Annotated in this window: 12 protein-coding genes and 1 tRNA gene; 8 read left to right on the top strand and 5 right to left on the bottom strand. The window is 66.6% G+C overall.

What is annotated here, in order from left to right; all coding sequences use genetic code 11:
- The first annotated feature begins 78 nt into the window (after positions 1-78).
- From F1735_RS03500 to F1735_RS03485, 4 genes are all read left to right on the top strand, one after another.
- Complete coding sequence (locus tag F1735_RS03500; protein WP_167235634.1) at positions 79-609, top strand: hypothetical protein; 531 nt, start codon at positions 79-81, stop codon at positions 607-609.
- A 270-nt stretch (positions 610-879) separates the two neighbouring features.
- Positions 880-1,293, top strand: coding sequence for a hypothetical protein (locus tag F1735_RS03495; RefSeq protein WP_167235633.1), 414 nt, complete (start codon positions 880-882; stop codon positions 1,291-1,293).
- Between the two features lie 109 nt (positions 1,294-1,402).
- Positions 1,403-1,477, top strand: a tRNA-Arg gene (locus tag F1735_RS03490).
- 24 nt (positions 1,478-1,501) lie between these two features.
- On the top strand, positions 1,502-3,874 hold the full coding sequence (locus F1735_RS03485; protein WP_167235632.1) for a hypothetical protein: 2,373 nt from the start codon (positions 1,502-1,504) through the stop codon (positions 3,872-3,874).
- On the opposite strand, the gene F1735_RS03480 is transcribed toward F1735_RS03485, so the two are convergent.
- The 4 genes from F1735_RS03480 to F1735_RS03465 form a co-directional block, all read right to left on the bottom strand.
- On the bottom strand, positions 3,875-4,324 hold the full coding sequence (locus F1735_RS03480; protein WP_167235631.1) for a hypothetical protein: 450 nt from the start codon (positions 4,322-4,324) through the stop codon (positions 3,875-3,877).
- Complete coding sequence (locus F1735_RS03475; RefSeq protein ID WP_222852938.1) at positions 4,321-5,454, bottom strand: AAA family ATPase; 1,134 nt, start codon at positions 5,452-5,454, stop codon at positions 4,321-4,323. The genes F1735_RS03480 and F1735_RS03475 overlap by 4 nt, the downstream gene beginning before the upstream one ends.
- Before the next feature lie 8 nt (positions 5,455-5,462).
- On the bottom strand, positions 5,463-6,347 hold the full coding sequence (locus F1735_RS03470) for an RNA ligase family protein (protein WP_167235629.1): 885 nt from the start codon (positions 6,345-6,347) through the stop codon (positions 5,463-5,465).
- 304 nt (positions 6,348-6,651) lie between these two features.
- Positions 6,652-8,028: a right-handed parallel beta-helix repeat-containing protein gene (locus F1735_RS03465; RefSeq protein ID WP_187364146.1), complete on the bottom strand. Its 1,377-nt coding sequence runs from the start codon at positions 8,026-8,028 to the stop codon at positions 6,652-6,654.
- A gap of 402 nt (positions 8,029-8,430) precedes the next feature.
- On the opposite strand from F1735_RS03465, the gene F1735_RS03460 reads away from it, so the two are divergent.
- Both F1735_RS03460 and F1735_RS03455 read left to right on the top strand, forming a co-directional pair.
- Positions 8,431-13,443 (top strand): hybrid sensor histidine kinase/response regulator, encoded by a 5,013-nt coding sequence (locus tag F1735_RS03460; protein WP_167235628.1) that lies wholly within the window; start codon positions 8,431-8,433, stop codon positions 13,441-13,443.
- 102 nt (positions 13,444-13,545) lie between these two features.
- On the top strand, positions 13,546-13,800 hold the full coding sequence (locus F1735_RS03455; protein WP_167235627.1) for an NHLP-related RiPP peptide: 255 nt from the start codon (positions 13,546-13,548) through the stop codon (positions 13,798-13,800).
- Between the two features lie 24 nt (positions 13,801-13,824).
- Here the strand turns inward: F1735_RS03455 and F1735_RS03450 are convergent, their stop codons facing one another.
- Complete coding sequence (locus tag F1735_RS03450; RefSeq protein WP_167235626.1) at positions 13,825-14,985, bottom strand: putative peptide maturation dehydrogenase; 1,161 nt, start codon at positions 14,983-14,985, stop codon at positions 13,825-13,827.
- Positions 14,986-15,263: 278 nt separating this feature from the next.
- On the opposite strand from F1735_RS03450, the gene F1735_RS03445 reads away from it, so the two are divergent.
- Both F1735_RS03445 and F1735_RS03440 read left to right on the top strand, forming a co-directional pair.
- The gene (locus tag F1735_RS03445) at positions 15,264-15,569 is read left to right on the top strand and encodes a hypothetical protein (RefSeq protein ID WP_167235625.1); all 306 of its coding nucleotides are present in this window, start codon (positions 15,264-15,266) and stop codon (positions 15,567-15,569) included.
- Between the two features lie 101 nt (positions 15,570-15,670).
- Entirely contained in the window at positions 15,671-16,846 is a 1,176-nt protein-coding gene (locus F1735_RS03440; protein WP_167235624.1) for a glycerophosphodiester phosphodiesterase, read from the top strand.
- Positions 16,847-16,993 lie beyond the last annotated feature (147 nt).

Here is a 16,993-nt window from a genome sequence, read left to right as displayed (position 1 = left end):
TAAGTCCGGGGCCGGAAAGCGATTTCCGGCCCTTTTTCGCGCGCGGCGCGACAGTCTCATTCACAGGAAAACACGACCATGGAATGGCGTACACATCCAGCCTTGTCAGGCAAGTTTCACCCGGACTATCCGGACGATATCCAGGTCATCATTCACGATGGCGGTCCGCGCATCACGACCTTGAACCCGGAAGCGGCATGGGTCACCGTCACGGGTGTCGACGGCGACGTGTTCAGCGGCCGGCTGATCATTACACCGACGCAAGTGAGCTCGGTACGCCTGAACCAGTCGATCCGCTTCATCGCCACCAGCAACAATCATCCGCTCATGGTGAGTGACAAGTATCTTGAGGAACGCCCGTCGTGGCTGATCGGCGCATGCCACACATGCGGCTTCGACGAACTGCTCGACGCGCCGTCCGACCTGATCAAGGCGGTCTTTCCGAACATCCCCGCCGATGCCGAAATGGAAACGTTTACCGCGTTCTGCGGTGCCTGTGGCGGCGCCCAAATTGTCGAGGCACGCCCTGCGCCAAAAGCGGCTGCGCCCTTGGCCGACGCCGCCCAATCGGCTGCGAGCGAACGCCCATGGTGGAAACGATGGGGCTGATCTGATGGAACTGTCCTTGCGTCAAAACGGTGAGCGTGGCACACCGTTGCGCACACGCGGCAGCGGACGCGGTGAGTTCATTCGCCAGACCGGCTCTCCGGGCCGCTATGGCGTTGATGGCGAGCGCTGTGGCCATGCGCGAGGCGCTTCGCAGCATCGGACTGTATTCGCCTGCCGCGCCCGCGCTGCCTTGATCCATCAGCCAGCCGCCACGGCAATCGCCGGCATATCCGGCGCTCTTTTTCCCCTGTCCGACCAAAGGAAATCATGATGGAAATCGCATTGGTAACGAACGGTGGACGCGGCGTGCAGCTCCAGAGCACATGCACCGCCACGGGAGTGTACGTGCGCCAGAACGGACCGCCGGGCCGGTTTGGCGTGATCGAACTGATTCTCGAACCGGCCACATCGTGGTATTCGCCATGTACGCTCAGTTGGGAAGTGACGGATGCGCAAATTCCCATCCGCTTTATCGACGCCGTGATCAGCAGTATCAAGTATGTCATGGCGGAGGAGGCGTTCGACGGCGACTATCTGAGCGGCTGCCGCATTCGGGTGGTGAACGGCGCTTATCACGAAACCGATTCCAAAGTGAGTTGCTACCAGATGGCCAGCGTCATGGCCATGCGCGAGGCGCTGCGCGCGGCAGGACTGTATGCGCCGCTTGCCTTGGGCGATGCCTAAGGCGCTGTGTCAAATTGTATTGAACTATGTAACCGATAATGTTAAGGTTATCGCCTGAGCATTGATTCTACTCAATGCTGCTGGGCGCCGCGTCCATGCAAAAAACAATTCCGGAATAGCTCAATGGCAGAGCACTTGGCTTCGATCTGAGTAGGCGCTGGTTCGATTCCAGCTTCCGGACCCAACACTTCATTTCATCGGATACCACGTGGATAACGACGATTCCGGCGCCGGCCGGATCCGCATTGCGCCCGGCTATGCGACCTTGCAACTGGCTGCCGCCTTGCGCGCCGTCAGCAACCATCCCGACCCGCAAGTGCGCGCCAACGGCGCGATCAAGGCGCGGCAATGGGAACAGGTCATGGGCGGGATGTTCACGGGAGCGATCGCGGTCGGCTCGCGCACGCCGCTCGACGGCGCGCCGGCCTGGGTGACGCCCGACGTCGTCAAGGGCGGCTTTGCGACAGGCGACTTCAAGGCCGGCGGCCCCCTGCAGGGCCATGAACTGGCCACGCTTGCCGCGGCCGGCATGGCGCCCACGCCCGCCGCGCGACGCTGGCTCAACGCGCGCCTGCTGACCGACGAAGGACTGGCCAGCCTGTACGCCCTGCTCGACTCGGGCTGCTACGAGATCAACGTCCCGGAAGAAGGCGCGCTGCTGGTGGTCGCCTGGCTCACGCGGCACGGCAAGCTTGAGCAGGCGCGCGAGGTGCTTGACGCGATCGCGCCGTGGTTCGACCGGCTGCGCTTCTATCCGCTGCCGGCTGCGCAGCCGCGCCGCTTCGGCGAACGCGTTTTCCTGGCGCCTGTGAGCGCCGCGGTGAGCGCCCTGCAAAAACGCCAGGGCGACGGCAACCAGCGCATCCTGGCGCAGCGCGCCGCCGTGCGCGTGCGCCTGCCGCTGTACGACCGCGTGCTGCGCCTGTTCCTCGACAGCGTCGAAGGCGCGCCACCGTCCATCGATATCGGCGCCGATGGCGCATGGCGCGACCCGGCGAGCGGGAAATTCCGCATCGCCGGCGGCTGGCCGTGCCGCCTCTACCCTGCCGCTTGGCGCGAACGCGGCGAAGCGCTGCTGCGCGAATGGCAAGCACACGCCGCCGCCGCGCGCACGGACGACAGCTTGGCCGAGCTGTGCGGCTACCTGCACCTGTGCGTGAGCGAACCGGCCGCGCTGAGCGGGCGCGATGTCGGCCGCATCCGCCTGATCCTGGGCCGCTACATCAGCAAGCGTGGCTTGCCCGGATCGGCGCAACTGGCGGCGCTGCGCGGCGCACAGGCCAGGCAAGTTGCGGCGGTGCCGTATCACCTGCTCGCCGGCGTACTGGCCGATCGCCTGCGTGCCGTTCCTCAGGACGGCGGCCTGGACGACCCGGCGCCGCTGGGCGTACCGGTCAGCGCCGCCGAAGCGGCCAGCCTGGGCGAAGACGCCGGCGCGCCGATCCCCGCCTTCTTGCTGGCCAAGCTCGACCGGTGCAGCATCGAGAGCGTGTCCGTGCTGGTCGAACGCGGTGTTATCGGGTCCGCCGAAGTGCTGGCCGGCGTGCTGCCGCAACTGAGCGCCGCCATCAATGGCGCGGCGCTCGCGGAACCGTCGCTCAAGCAGTTGTACGGCGCCTTGTACCAGGCTTTCCGGCGCCGCCGTTCGCTGCTGCTGCTAAACCTGCAAAGCCAGGTGCGGATAGGTGAATTGCCGTGGATTGCCGCCGTCAACGCACAGCGCCAGCAAGGCGTGGCGCCGCGTGTGCTGGCGCGCTGCACGCTCGACGAACTCGCGCTGCTGGCACTGACCTCGTTCCCGCAGACCGCCATCCCCAATCCGCTGATCAAGGAACTCAACACCCTGGCCGACAATGCGGGGCTGGACCTGCCGCTGGTAGAGGAACTGGCCGCCGATATCTTCATGGGCACGTTCGGGCACAAGTTCGCCAACGTGGCGGCGCACGCGAGCGCCATGCTCGACGACAGCCTGTACTGCCACTATTACGGCATCGACGCCACCGTTCGGGCGCAGTTGCGCGAGCTGGCGCAGCGCCGCGACGGCAGCGCCGCAACGCAGGCCAACGCTGACGGCCTGACCAGCCTGTGCGAAGCGCGCGCCGGTGTCCGCAGCGGCTTTGGAACCGTCATCAACAATGCCATGATCATCGAGCAGCAGCAGATCCTTACCACGCACAACCTGGCCGCGCTGGTCGCCCGGCTCGATCTCGATGGTGAACTGCAAGCGCACTACGAGCGCATGGCGCAGCAATGCTTTGCGTGGATTTGCCGCAACCAGCACAATGCACTGAACGCCTGGCCGGGCGACCCGCGCGCCATCAGGAACGCCGCCTACGCATGGCGCCAGATGGTGTTTTTCCTGTCGATGACAGCGGCCGCCACGCACGCCGACTTCATCGCATGGGCGCATTCGCACCTGGCGCAGGAGTCGCCGCGCCTGTACCAGCGCCTCGCTCCCGTGCTGGCCGGACTGGAACTGGCGGCGGCCGGCCGGTCGCTGGACGATCCCGCCAGCCTGGCCAGCGGTGCGCGCAGATTGCTGGCGTACGCGAAAGGGCCGCACTGGATGGCGGCGGCGTAATCAAGCTTGCTTGATCCTGGCCTCGACCACATCGATGCGGGAAAAATCGGCCCGGGGCCAGTGCGGTTCCGTGTACGCGCATGCATGGAAATTGCGCACGAAGCGCCAGAACGGCAACAGCACATGCGCGCGGCTCCCCACCGTCTGTACAACCATGTACGCCCGCGCAGCGTCGCTGTCGGGGGCAAAATCGATCCTGAAATGGACCTGATCGCCGGCCGGGGTAAAGCACATGAAATAGCCGTCCGGCTCCAGGTGCCACCACACCCGCGACGGCAGTCCATGCGCGGCCAGGTCGAGCGCGTCGAGCAAGTCGGCGACCGGGTTGTTCGGCACGTCCGACGCGTCAATCTCCACCACCTGCGCGCCGATGGTCACGCTCACACCGATCCAGCCATGCTTGGGTGGGTGGTTCCTCATGTCGAGCGGCAGCGTCGATAGCTCCGTCATAAGTAGCTCACCGCATGCGCCTCGGTCGGCAGCGGCACCTCCCACTTGAACAGCATGCGCTCGATCGCCTTGTTCGGCAGGCTGGTGTCGCGCTGGTTATTGCGCTTGAAGATGACCTGCGGCGGCTGCTCCAGGTACACCAGTTCGACCGCGGCATCGTAGGCATACAGCAGGTCGAGCGTCTTCTTGCGCATCTGCGCGCTCAGGTGCGTGGTGTTCCAGACGAACGGCGCTTTTTCGCGCAGCATCTCCTTGGCGAAATCGACTGCGCGATGCGCGACCGCGCCTTCGTTGGCCCCGTGGCGCAACCCCAGTTCTTCGCGCGCGTCGTCGATCGACACCACCGGCAAACGGGCCCGGTTGGCCGCCACCCAATGGTTCTTGCCCGACGCCGGCAAGCCTGACATGACCGTCACGCGCGAGCCAGGGTTCTGGTGATGCACGAAATCGGGCGCAATGCCGGCCCCGCGCATGTACGACAGGCGCGTGTGGGCATCGGCGAACGCCTTCGGCGTGCCGTAGCAGCCTTCGTCGCGCGCCATCTCGCGAAACAGCGCGATATCGACCAGGCAGTCGTCCTTTTTCTCGTACCAGCGCCCTTCCATGTCGGCCTGCGCCATCGCCGACAGCAGGCGCAGGTCCAGTTCGTGCGACAGCTTGCGGATCAGGAATTCGGCCGACTGGCCGTTCTTGTTACCAGCCAGTGCAAAAAACGGCAGCTGATGCACGGTGATGATGCGGCAAATGTGTTCGCGCAGCGCAAACGGCACTCCCGCATGCCAGCACAGAATGCGCGCATCGATGGCGCCGCGTTTCGAGTGGCCCGGCTGGCCGATGCGCCCGCTCTCTGGATCGATCACCGTGGTGGCCGGCTTGGCGATATCGTGCAGCAGCGCCGCATAGAACAGGATGAAGCGTTCCTCGGCGCTGCCGTCGATGTAGTCGCCGCCGCGCATCAGGGCCTCGACCACCATGCGCGTGTGTATCCAGACGTCGCCTTCGGCATGGTAATACGGGTCCTGCGGCGTCGAGGCCAGCAAGGCCAGCCCGGGGATCGCGTGCAGGAACCAGGCCCAGTCGGGCGCCTGGCCGGGCGCCGGCACATGCGCGGCCATGGCTTTGTAAGTCAGTTTGTCCATCATGTGGCTCCTTCGGTGACCAGGCCCAGGTCTTCCCATGTCGTGCTCAGGCGCGGTGCGTAGATATCGACCCCGGGCGCCAGCTGGTTCGGCACATAGGGCTGCTGCGAGTGGTGCATCTTCGAGTCCAGGATGGCCTGCACGAAGTCGCTGCGCACCCATTTGTAGCGCGCCGCGACCACGCCGTCTTCTTCGACCTTGACGTACAGGCCCTCGGCCAGGTCGGACTTGTCGGCCTGGGTCCAGCATTTGGCCAGGTCCAGGCCTTCGCGCTCGACCGTCGCTTCGAAGTCATGGCGCCAGCGCCCGGTCTTGGCCAGCGAAAAGCGGATCAACGCTGTCAGGTCGGCCAGCCGTGCCGGCGCGATGCCCGCGTACAGCACCGGCACCGCCAGCACCGGCGCCTCGCCCAGCAGCGCTGCGCGCGCGGCGGTCGACAGGAATATCTGTTTGTCGCGGTCGTAGATGTCGAATTCGCAGAACAGATGCGGCAAGTGGTTGTAGAAGACGCTGTGCTTCTTGCCCATCCACTCGCCGTACATCACGTGGCGGTCGCCCAGGCGTTCGATCAAGGCGCTTTCGTGGGCGGCGGCCCAGCGCTTGAAAATGCTGAACTGGCGCTCGCGCCCGCCGCCGGCCAGGTAATGGCCACGGCTTTGCAGCAGCAGTTCGGCGCCTTCGGAAAAGCTCAGGCCCGCATTCGCGCCATCGAGTTTTTCTTCGACCACGATGTAGCGGCCGGCCAGTGAGGCGTAGGCCGCGCGCGGATCGTTGCGCTTGTTCGGCTTGCCGAAACCGTCGTCGCCCTGCTGCAGCTGCGAGCCTTCCAGGTGGCGCGTGGACGGGTATTTATGTAATTCGAGATTGTGAACGAAGTTCGTCATGATGTGCTCCATGGTGTAGATGGGAGCTGACGACAAAGGCGGAACTACGCCACGACGGCAAGGTCGTGGGAAGGAGGCATGCGGCATGCACAGCGTACCGGTGGCTGGTGAAAGCTCACTCCCGGCAGGTCAATCCGATATCGTCAGCAGATAGCTTGGCTGTGGTCAGGCACGGCAGGTTCTCGATTCAGTAGTGGCTTGTATTGCGAAGGCGCCGAGTCTAACCCGGTTTTTACGCCGATGTAAAGAAGAATATGAACGCGTGGCGCACTGGGCGCAGGCGCCGCGCGCTCATTATTCGGGCTCAGTGTTGGTACGCGCCGATGTCGTAGCCGGAGAACACATTGCGCGGACGGCCATTGAAGTCGGTGGCGGCGGCATGCTGCGGCGTGGCCCGCCCGATCGCCGGCGAGCTGGCGCTCAGGCTCAAGTCTGGCAGCGCCGCGCTGGTGTTGCCCGCGAACAGCGGCGCCGAACTGACCGTGCCGCTGTGCGTCAGGCCGTTTTTCAGGCGCCAGTCGTAGCTGCTGTTTTTGTAGACCAGGTTGTTCCGGTAGCTGTTGTTGCGGCCCGTGCTGCCCAGCTCCGAAATGCCGATCTTGTTATCGTAGACGATGTTGTTGTACACCGCCGTGCGGTCGTTCGGGCCGGACGTGCGATAAAAGTCGCCGCCGCCGACGACGATGCCGGTGTTCGAACCGGTCACGGTGTTGTTGGAGACGATCACCTCGCGCGCATCGTGCCACAGGTGGATGCCCGCCTCCGCCACCCGGTACACCACATTGTTCTTCACGCTGCCGGTGGTGCTCATGTAGATGCCCTGCACGAAGCGACACCCGGCGGGGCCGATGTCATGCACCAGGTTGGCGAGCGCGTGCGACTGCACGCCGCCGTAGTAGCCGTCCACGCCGATGGCGGCGCCGCCGGCGCTGTTGCAGCCGCCTTCGCGCGCGACGTGGTGTACATGGTTGCTGCGGATGGTGTCGTGGGAGCCGCCGTTGTAGATGCCGCTGGTCCAGCGCTCGCCGCCGCGATGCGCGCCGCCGTCGATGTCGAAGCCGACGATGTCGACGTAGTCGCCGCGGTTGTCCCAGGCGCTCGCGCTGCCCGAACGGGCCGGCGGCACGATCCGGGCGCCCCAGCGCCGGGTCGAGACGAAGGCGATGCGCGCGTCGGCGCGGCCGCTGGCGGTGGTCTTGACGCCACCGCTGTAGAGGCCCGGCGCCACGTACACGGTCGTGCCCGGGGCCACCGCGCGCGCGGCCCGCGCCAGTGTGCGGAAGGGCCGCGTGGCGCTGCCGGGATTGTCGTCGGCGCCTTGCGGCGAGACGTACAGCGCGCTGCCAGGCCTGGCGGCGACGCTTGCCTGCTCGTCACCGGCGCCGCCCGTCCCATAGCCGGCCACGGCGAACGATTCCGGCGCAACGTCGGGCAGTTGCGCCGCATCGGGGCCGCCGGCGTCATCGGCTTCATCAGCTGCAGCGGGGACGGCCTGGCCGGCGGGAGCGGGATCGGGCGGCCTGGCCTGCTGCGGGACCGTGGCCCCGGCCGCCGTTTGCGCCTGCGCAGGCGCGCCTGCGGCGTCCCCGCCGCCGCCGCAGGCACCCAGTAACAAGGCGAAACTACTGCAGGCAAGTGTCACGGCGCGTTGCTCCAGATTGATCAAGGTTATCTTACTCATGCGAAGTTCCTCTTCCAAAAGCGTGAATGGCCTGGTTTGAGGCTGCTCAATGCGCAAGGTTCGGATTTGTTACGAAGTTTTTTTCAGCAATAGTATTGAGCAATTTCGCATGCCGCGCCGCGTGTGGATTGCCGATCCGGCATCGTTTTGGATTATCGCAACACCTTGGGCGCTAAACGCGGGCGCAACATTGCCAAAGGAATACGGCAAGAGTGCGCTGAATAGACAGTATCCGGACAAGTGCGTATGCTTTCAGGAAAGGCGGCCCATCACGGGGGGGCGCTGCGGCATCCGATTTTCACCGACAGGAGCGCGTCCCGACTTGAACGTCCACGCCACATCAGTCCGTCGCCACGCGCGCGCCTTCGGGCGCCGCCTCCGTTCACCCGTGACGGACCGCCGATGACACCCGTGCCCCGTCCCGACCGGGCGCAACGACGCCGCTGGCTGGCGCCATTGATCGCCGCGCTGTACCTGTACGCCGGCGCGGCGCTGGCGGCGACCGGCGCGGCGAACCGTTGGGACAAGCTGGCCACCCCGCTGTTCGAGCACATTGGCCTGGACCAGGGCTTGCCGCACCCGGTGGCGATGGCGCTGGCGCAGGATGGCGACGGCTTTATCTGGATCGGCACCCAGCGCGGCCTGGCGCGCTGGGACGGCTACCGCATGCTCTCCTTCGTACACAACGCCGCCGACCCGTACTCGGTTCCCGCCGACTTTATCCAGGCGCTGCACGTGGACCGGCGCGGGCGCCTGTGGATCGGCACCGCCACCGGCGGGCTGGCCATGTACGACAAGGTGCGCGAGCGCTTCATCCGCTTTCCCGCCGGCGCGGCCGGCCTGGCCGACGCCGCCATCAATGCGATCGCCAGCGACGGCATGGGCGGCGTCTGGGTCGGCACGCCCTCGGGCCTGGACTACGTCGACCCGGCGCGCACCGCCGTGCGCCACTATCGTCCCGATCCCGGCGTCCCCGGCGCCCTGCCCGACGCCCGCATTCGCGCGCTGCACCTGGACCGCAAGGGCAATCTGTGGGTCGGCACCAGCAGCGGCCTGGCGCGGCGCGACGCCGTCAGCGGGCGCTTCGAAACGGTCGCGGTGGGCGACGGTGGCGCGGACGGCGCCGCGCACGACGCGGTCCTCTCGTTCGGCGAAAACAGCCGCGGCGAGATCGCTTTCGGCACCCTGAAAAGCGGCATCGGCGTGGTCGACGCCGGCGCCACGCGGGCGCGCATCATGCGCCTGGACGGTATCAGCGACGCCCACGCCAACATGGTGCTGGCCATTTCCGAAATCGTGCCGGGGCGCTGGTGGGCCAGCACCTACGGCGGCGGCATCATCGACATCGACGCCGCCAACGGGCGCGCGCGCCGCATCGTGCATCAGTCGGCGGTGCCGGCCAGCCTGGCCAACGACCGCGCCGCCGCCCTGCTGCGCGACCGCAGCGGCCTGATTTGGGTCAGCAACGAGCGCAGCGTCGATTTTCATGACCCCAACAACCGCGCCGTGGCCGCCGTCTTCGGCGCGCACGGCTTGCCGGAAGCGGCCGTCAGCGCCCTGATGACCGACTCCGGCGGGCGGGTCTGGCTCGGCCTTGCCGACCAGGGCCTGGACCTGGTCGGCGCCGACGGCGCCCGCAGCGCCGCGCTGCGCCCCGACCCGTCGCGCCTGGACAGCGCGTTGCCCAACCGCGTGCTGCTGGCGCTCGCCGAAGCCAGTCCGCAGGAAGCCTGGATCGGCACGCAACTGGGCTTGTACCGCACCTCGGACCGCGGCCGCAGCGTGGCGCGCATCGCGCTGCCGCAGGCGAACGCCTATCCACGCATCGGCACCATCGTGGCGCAGGCCGGCCAGCTGTGGCTCGGCACCTTCGACGGCTTGCTGCGCTATGACCCGGCCGCCAATACGCTGACCACCTATGCCAGCGGCCCGGGCGGCCTGACCGACAACCGCGTCCAGACGCTGATGGCGGCGCCCGGCGGCGCGCTCTGGATCGGCACCCGCAACGGCTTGAACCGGCTCGACCCAGGCAGCGGCAAGATCGAGCAGATCCTCGCCAACCCGAGCAACGAAAGCGCCCTGTCCGACCCGGTCATCAGCGACCTGGCCATGGATGGACGCGGGCGCCTGTGGGTCGCCACCCACGGCGGCGGCATCAACGTGCTCGAAATGCGCACTCCGCTCGGCGCGCCCGTGTTCCGGCGCCTGGGCCTGGCCGACGGCCTGCCCAGCAGCGCGGTGTCGGCCCTGCGCCTGGACCGCAGCGCGCGCATGTGGGCCGCCACCGGCAACGGCATCGCCGTCATCGACAGCGGCAGCCTGAAGGCGCGTGCGCTGGCGCGCGCCGAGGGCCTGGGCTTTCCCACCTACTTCATCGGCGCGGCCGCCGCCACCCCGGAAGGCGACCTGCTGTTCGGCGCCACCGGCGGGCTGACCGTGGTTCACCCCGAGCGCCTGGCCAACTGGGAATACCGCCCGCCGCTGGCGATCAGCTCCCTGCGCACCGACGGCCATCCGGTGGCGGGCGCGCAGGTGCTGGCCCAGCGCGACAGCCGCCTGATCCTGCCGCCCGGGATCAAGGGCTTCGAGATCGAAGTGGCGGCCCTCGATTTTTCGGATGCGAAGCGCAACCGCTACGCGTTCTTGCTGGAAGGCTACGACCAGGCCTGGGTCGAAAACGACGCCAACCGGCGCGTGGCGTCCTACAGCAACCTGGCGCCGGGGGCTTACCGCCTGCGCGTGCGCGGCGCCAACCGCGACGGCGTGTGGGCCGACGAGGAACTGGCGATCCAGGTGCGCGTGCTGCCGGCCTGGCACCAGACCTGGTGGGCAAAGCTGGCGTATGCGCTGGCCGCGCTGGCGGCCATGTATGGGCTGTACCGCTGGCGCATCACGCAGTTGGAGCGCAGCCGCGCGGCGCTGCAGGCGCTGGTGTACTCGCGCACCCAGCACCTGGAAAAACTCAACGCCATCGTCAAGTCGATCAACGAGCAGCTCGATTTCGACGCCCTGCTCCAGACCATCCTGCGCGAGTCGATGTTCATCAAGGGGATCGACGCCGCCTGGGCGCTGGTGCGCGAGACCGATACCGACAGCCTGGCGATGCGCGCGTCCTGGGACCGCGACGGCGGCGTGCCGGTCGAAGAACGCATGGCGCTCGACGAGGCCGAAGCGCGCTACGTCGCCGCGGCCGAGTTGATCACCACCGACATTTACCTGACCCGCGCCGGCCCAAGCGCGCCGCGCGCGGGCTACGCGCAACTGGCGGTACGCATCTGCATCGAGCACCGCATCGAAGGCTTTCTGGTATTCGAAAACCGCGCGCCGCAAGTGCCGCTGCAAGATGGCGACCTGGAACTGCTCAAGGCGCTCAAGGAACCGTTCGTGTCGGCCTTCCAGAAGGCCAATGCGCTGCGCCTGATCGAACAGGCGCGCGCCCGCGCCGAAGCGGCCACGCGCGCCAAGAGCGAATTCCTGGCCAATATCAGCCACGAAATCCGCACGCCGATGAACGCCATCCTCGGCTTCGCGGGCCTGGGCACCCACCTGGAACTGGCGGCCAAGCCGCGCGACTACTTCCGCAAGATCGCGCGCGCCGGCAACAACCTGCTCGACATCATCAACGACATCCTCGATTTTTCAAAGATCGAAGCGGGCAAGCTGGAACTTGAAGTGGTGCCCTTCGACCTGCCCGACACCTTGACCAATATCGTCGACTTGTTCGCCTGGCGCGCCGCCGAAAAAGAACTCGAACTGGTAATCTGGGCCGCACCGGACGTGCCGCAGATCCTGATGGGCGACCCGCTGCGGCTTGGCCAGGTGCTGATCAACCTGGTCGGCAACGCGCTCAAATTCACCGCGCACGGCCACATCCAGCTGCGCGTGGAACGCGATGCGGACTGGGACCGGGAGCGGCACGGCGACGCCACCAACCAGGTGCGCCTGTGCTTCGCGGTCGAAGACTCGGGAGTCGGCATCAGCCCGGAGCAGCAGGAGCGCCTGTTCCAGGCCTTTGCCCAGGCCGACGCCAGCACCACCCGCATCTACGGCGGCACCGGGCTGGGACTGGCGATTTCGCAGCAACTGGTACGCAAGATGGGTGGCGAAATCCGGGTCGACAGCGAACTTGGCGCCGGCAGCCGCTTCCACTTCACCCTGACCCTGAACGTGGCTCCGGCGCAGGGCGCGACGCGCCTGCAGGCCGGCGCCGGCGCGCGCGGCAAGAAGGTGCTGGTGGTGGACGACAGCGCGCCCACGCGCGAAATGCTCGAGCTGCAGTTGCGCAGCTTCGGGTTTGACGCCAGCGCGGTCGGCTCGGGCGCGGCCGCCCTGTTCGCGTTGCAGCTCGACGCCTACGACCTGGTGCTGATGGACTGGAACATGCCCGACATGGACGGCCTGGAAACGGCGCGCCGCATCAAGGACGACCCGACCCTGGCGGCGATCCCGTCGATCATCATGGTCACCGCCTTTGCGCGCGACCATATCAAGGCGGCGGCCGAAGAAGCGGGCATCGGCGCCTTCCTGGTCAAGCCGGTGTCGGCCTCGCAACTGCTCGACAGCGTGCTGGCGACCATGGGCTTCGACGCCGCCGTGCCCGCGCACGACGCCGCCCCGTTCCCGTCGCAGGCGGCCGAACGCATTCTTGGCGCGCGCGTGCTGGTGGTGGACGACAACCTGGTCAACCAGCAAGTGGCCAGCGAAATCCTGCGCCGCGCCGGCGTGCATGTGGACCTGGCGGGCAACGGGGTCGATGCGGTGCGCCTGGTCGACCAGGCCACGTACGACGCGGTGCTGATGGATATCCAGATGCCCGAGATGGATGGCTACCAGGCCAGCGCGCGCATCCGCGCCAACCCGCGTCACGCCGAGCTGCCGATCATCGCCATGACCGCACACGCGGTGGCCGGCTACCGCGACAGCTGCCTGGCGATGGGCATGAACGATTACCTGTCCAAGCCGATCGAGCCGGCCATCCTGTACACCGTGCTGGCCGGATGGATCCGCCCCGATCCGACCCGCGTGGCGGCGGCCGCCGCCCCCGAGCCGGCCGGCGGCGAGGCGCCGGCGCACCTGCCCGGCATCGACGTGGCGGCCGCCATGGCGCGCCTGGGCCACAACGGCCCGCTGCTCACGCGCCTGCTGGCCATGTTCGCCAAGGACTTCGCCGCCAGCGGCGCCGCTATCGAACAGGCGCTCGCCAAGGGCGAGCTGGAACAGGCCGGCCTGCTGGCCCACAAGATCAAGGGCGCGGCCGGCAACCTGTCGGCGCAGGACCTGTACCGCGCCGCCGGCGAGCTGGAAGAGCGCCTGATGGCGCGCGATGGCGCCATCGCCACCCAATTGTTACCGGGATTTCTGGCGCTGTTTAACGAAGTGATGGACGGCGCCCACAGCAACGAAAATAACATATAGCTATGCTTGCTAAAGCTTGATACTGATCAATAATTGTCCTACGATGACTGGGTGCTTCTCTTACGTGATTCGTCATACTCCTACACGAAAAGGTCCCCCATCATGACTACCCACCTGCATAGCGATCTGGACTCCCTGCTGCAAAAATTGTCCAGCGATGATGTATTCCGCGCGCGCCTGCTGGGGGACCCGGTGGCGGCCCTGGGCAGCCTTGGCATTGCGCTCTCGCCGGGGCAGATTCCGTCGCAACGTTGCCTCGCGGGCAAGGACGCCATCGCGATTGACCGCATGGCGTTCATGTCCAAGCTCGACAGCGCCGCCGGCGCGATTCCCTTCTTTTTGTCCGGTAACGCGTAAGCGGCCGTCGTCATTGCTCACCGTTCACGCTTCATAGCGTAACTCCAGCGTGGCCTGGCCGGCGGCTGCGACACCGCAGCCGCACACGGCGACCACCGCATCGGACAAGGGATCGAGCCCGAACGCGCGTTCGATCACCTTCTCGTTCACCGCCGCCGTCACAAAGGCCGGCATGCCCGCTTCGGCGGCCAGCAGATAAAACGTTTGCGACAGATGGCCGGCGTCGAGCATGAGCGCGCGGTGGGCCTTGGCGTGGTTGCGGTACTTCCAGAAGTTGCGCGCCACCCGCGCCGCCATCGCCACCATCACCGGGGCGTCGACGAACCAGTGCTGGTCCGCCACGAACTGGCGCGCCAGCTCGCTCGCGGCGGCCGGCTCGAGCGCCGCCATCGGTTCCAGTGCATGCTTGAGCGAATGGTAGTGGTACAGGCCGGGCGCGACGCCCGGCACGCGCCGCACCAGCACATAGGCTTCGGTCGGATGCAGGCCGCCGGCCGAGGGACTGGTTTTTTTGAATACCAGCGCCTCCTGCGCCACCATGCTCTGGAACTGGACGCCGAAGGTGCGCTGCAGCAGGCGCGCCAGCACCTCGGGCGGCAGCGGCGCGTCGGGATCGTAATTGCGGCCGGTGTAGCGCCGCAGCAGCTGGGCGTCCAGCGGGCCGGGCTGGGCGGGCGGCAGCGCGATGGCGTGCGCGCTGTCGCCGCGTTCGATGGCCGGCTCGGGCGGCGCCCCGTAGGACTGGACCAGTTCCTCGAAACTGGGGAAGTGCATGCCCTTGTCGACCTGCATGCCGTCCCAGCGGCTGAACATGTGGGCGGCGGCCGACAGCGGGCGCCAGTGCTGCGCGCGCAGCACGGCGTCGCGTTCGCGCGCGGCCATGTTGTTGCTGCCATCGTCGCCGCCGTCGTCGAGCAGGAGGCCGAGCCCGAGCAGGCCCTCGACCATGGCGGCGCCGAGCTGGCGCTCCGCATCGCTGCGCTCGGTCCAGGCGGTCTGGCCGATGGCGCCCAGGGCGGCCACCTGGGCCGCGTCAATGGTGGTTTCGCGGTCCAGGTGCGGCGCCAGCGCCACCCAGCGCAGCGAGGCGCTGAGCGCTCCCTCGCCGGAGAACAAGGCGGCCCAGTCGATGCCAAGGTCTTCGCGCGGTTCGATGAACAGTACTGCACAACGCCGTATCTTCATAAGGGTCCGCCCTGGTCGAGGCCGGGCGCCGCCCGGCTGGATGAGTGCTGGAATGCAGACCGATCATAGCCTGTGCCTTGCATCGACGCACGTGATTTGCGAATTGACGAGCTCGCTTACAACGGTCGGAGCGCGGTTTCACCTTGAACAGCGACAAGGAAGCGGCCGGCGCGCGCGCTCTACAATGGCTGAGCTTGTGTCCGAATGTCAGACCTGACACCGGGGGTGGGTTGGCGGATCGGCTACACTGCCGGATTGACATTTCAAGGGCAAGCTGTATGGACCGGGCGGAAGCGAAGCAGTGGATTGAACAAACATGCGGCGCAGGCTGGCTGCACCTGGTCGACGAGGTCTTCGACAAGGTGCCGCCGGGGATCGTGATCGACGAGGTGTTTCAAAAATGGGCACGTTTGCTTGTGCGCTGCACGCCCTACGACGAGGCGTTCGAATCGTACCTTCACGACATCGAGTGGCTCAGCGCCGAGATCTGCGAAATCTGCGGCAAACCGGGCGAGGAGACAATGCACGACGGCTGGATGATCACGCGCTGCCCGCGCCACGCCCTGCTCCCGCGCAACCGCTAGATGAGACGGGCCGCCGCCTTGTCAGTGCATCAGCGTTGCTTCGTCATCAGCTTGTCATGTACGCCACCTAGAATTCCGCGTTTATACTTGGAGGCTCTGCAATGGCAATCAAACGGAATCTGGCAGTGATCTGCGCGGCAACAGTCGCGCTCGGCGCATGCAACAGCAACGATCCGGTGCTCCTCAACACCCTCGACGGCAAGGCGCCGCTGGTGGTGGCGCACCGCGGCGCCGGCGGCTACCTGCCGGAAGAAACCGTGGAAGCCTATGCCATGGCCATCGAGCAAGGCGCCGACGCGATCGAGCCGGACGTGGTCTCGACCAAGGACGGCGTGCTGATCGCGCGCCACGATCCCAACCTGATTTACAGCACCGATGTCGCCTCGCATCCAGAGTTCGCCAGCCGCAAGCGCAAGATGAGCGTGGACGGCCTGGTCGAGGAAGGCTGGTTCGCGGGCGACTTCACCCTGGCCGAAATCAAGACCCTGGGCGGGACTTCCACCGATGCCGAGCGACCCCAGCAGTTCAACGGGCGCTACAAGATTGCGACGATCCAGGAAATCGTCGACATGATCAAGAAGAGTGGCCGCAACATGATCCTGTATCCCGAGACTAAAAACCCGACCTTCCACCGCGAAGCCGGCCTGCCGCTCGAAGACAAGCTGCTGGCCCTGCTCACCGCCGCCGGCTGGAACAGCCCGACGGCGCCGGTGTTCGTACAGTCCTTCGAGCCGGGCAGCCTGAAGTACATGCGCGGCAAGGGCGCGACCGTGCGCATGGTGCAACTGATCGACGCCGACGATGTCGACCTGAAAACCGGCGCCCTCACCTACGCCGCGCCGTTCGACCGTCCGTACGACTGGGCGGTGGCGGGCGACAAGCGCCTGTTCAGCGCCATGGTCACGCCGGCCGGGCTGGCCGAGATCAAGACCTACGCCGACGCCATCGGACCGTGGAAACGCTATATCGTCAGCTCCAAGGGCAGCCTTGGCACCGACGGCAAGCTGGTCGACGCCAACGGCGACGGCAAGGTCAACGAGGCCGACAGCACCACCACCGCGCCGACGAGCCTGGTGGCGGATGCGCACAAGGCCGGCCTGCTGGTCCATCCTTATACCTTCCGCAACGAAAAACGCCGCCTGGCGCTCGATTACAAGGGTGATCCGAAGCGCGAATACAAGCAGTTTTACGCGCTCGGCGTCGATGGCGTGTTTTCGGACTTCGCCGATACGGCGCTGGCCGCGCGCGCGGACTATCTGAAGGAAATCGGCTACTAGCCTGAATTTTGCACAAAAAGGGGCAAGAATGCCGTAAGTGATTGATAGAATGGGAGTTATCTAAAAACCTACCCTATCAGCACGAACACACCTTGCCCGACATGAATTCTACCCCAGAGCAGCTCCGTTTTGCATCCATTCCCGCTC

Origin of the sequence: Massilia genomosp. 1 (assembly GCF_011682185.1) — a bacterium.
GTDB lineage: Bacteria > Pseudomonadota > Gammaproteobacteria > Burkholderiales > Burkholderiaceae_D > Telluria_A > Telluria_A rubra.
The sequence above is the reverse complement of the archived record's forward strand: the minus strand, read 5'-3'. Positions and strand labels throughout refer to the sequence as shown.

Coding starts and splice junctions, on each gene's coding strand:
- F1735_RS03500 (WP_167235634.1), top strand. CDS start 79: ATGGAATGGCGTACACATCCAGCCTTGTCAGGCAAGTTTCACCCGGAC.
- F1735_RS03495 (WP_167235633.1), top strand. CDS start 880: ATGGAAATCGCATTGGTAACGAACGGTGGACGCGGCGTGCAGCTCCAG.
- F1735_RS03480 (WP_167235631.1), bottom strand. CDS start 4,324: ATGACGGAGCTATCGACGCTGCCGCTCGACATGAGGAACCACCCACCC.
- F1735_RS03470 (WP_167235629.1), bottom strand. CDS start 6,347: ATGACGAACTTCGTTCACAATCTCGAATTACATAAATACCCGTCCACG.
- F1735_RS03465 (WP_187364146.1), bottom strand. CDS start 8,028: ATGAGTAAGATAACCTTGATCAATCTGGAGCAACGCGCCGTGACACTT.
- F1735_RS03460 (WP_167235628.1), top strand. CDS start 8,431: ATGACACCCGTGCCCCGTCCCGACCGGGCGCAACGACGCCGCTGGCTG.
- F1735_RS03455 (WP_167235627.1), top strand. CDS start 13,546: ATGACTACCCACCTGCATAGCGATCTGGACTCCCTGCTGCAAAAATTG.
- F1735_RS03450 (WP_167235626.1), bottom strand. CDS start 14,985: ATGAAGATACGGCGTTGTGCAGTACTGTTCATCGAACCGCGCGAAGAC.
- F1735_RS03445 (WP_167235625.1), top strand. CDS start 15,264: ATGGACCGGGCGGAAGCGAAGCAGTGGATTGAACAAACATGCGGCGCA.
- F1735_RS03440 (WP_167235624.1), top strand. CDS start 15,671: ATGGCAATCAAACGGAATCTGGCAGTGATCTGCGCGGCAACAGTCGCG.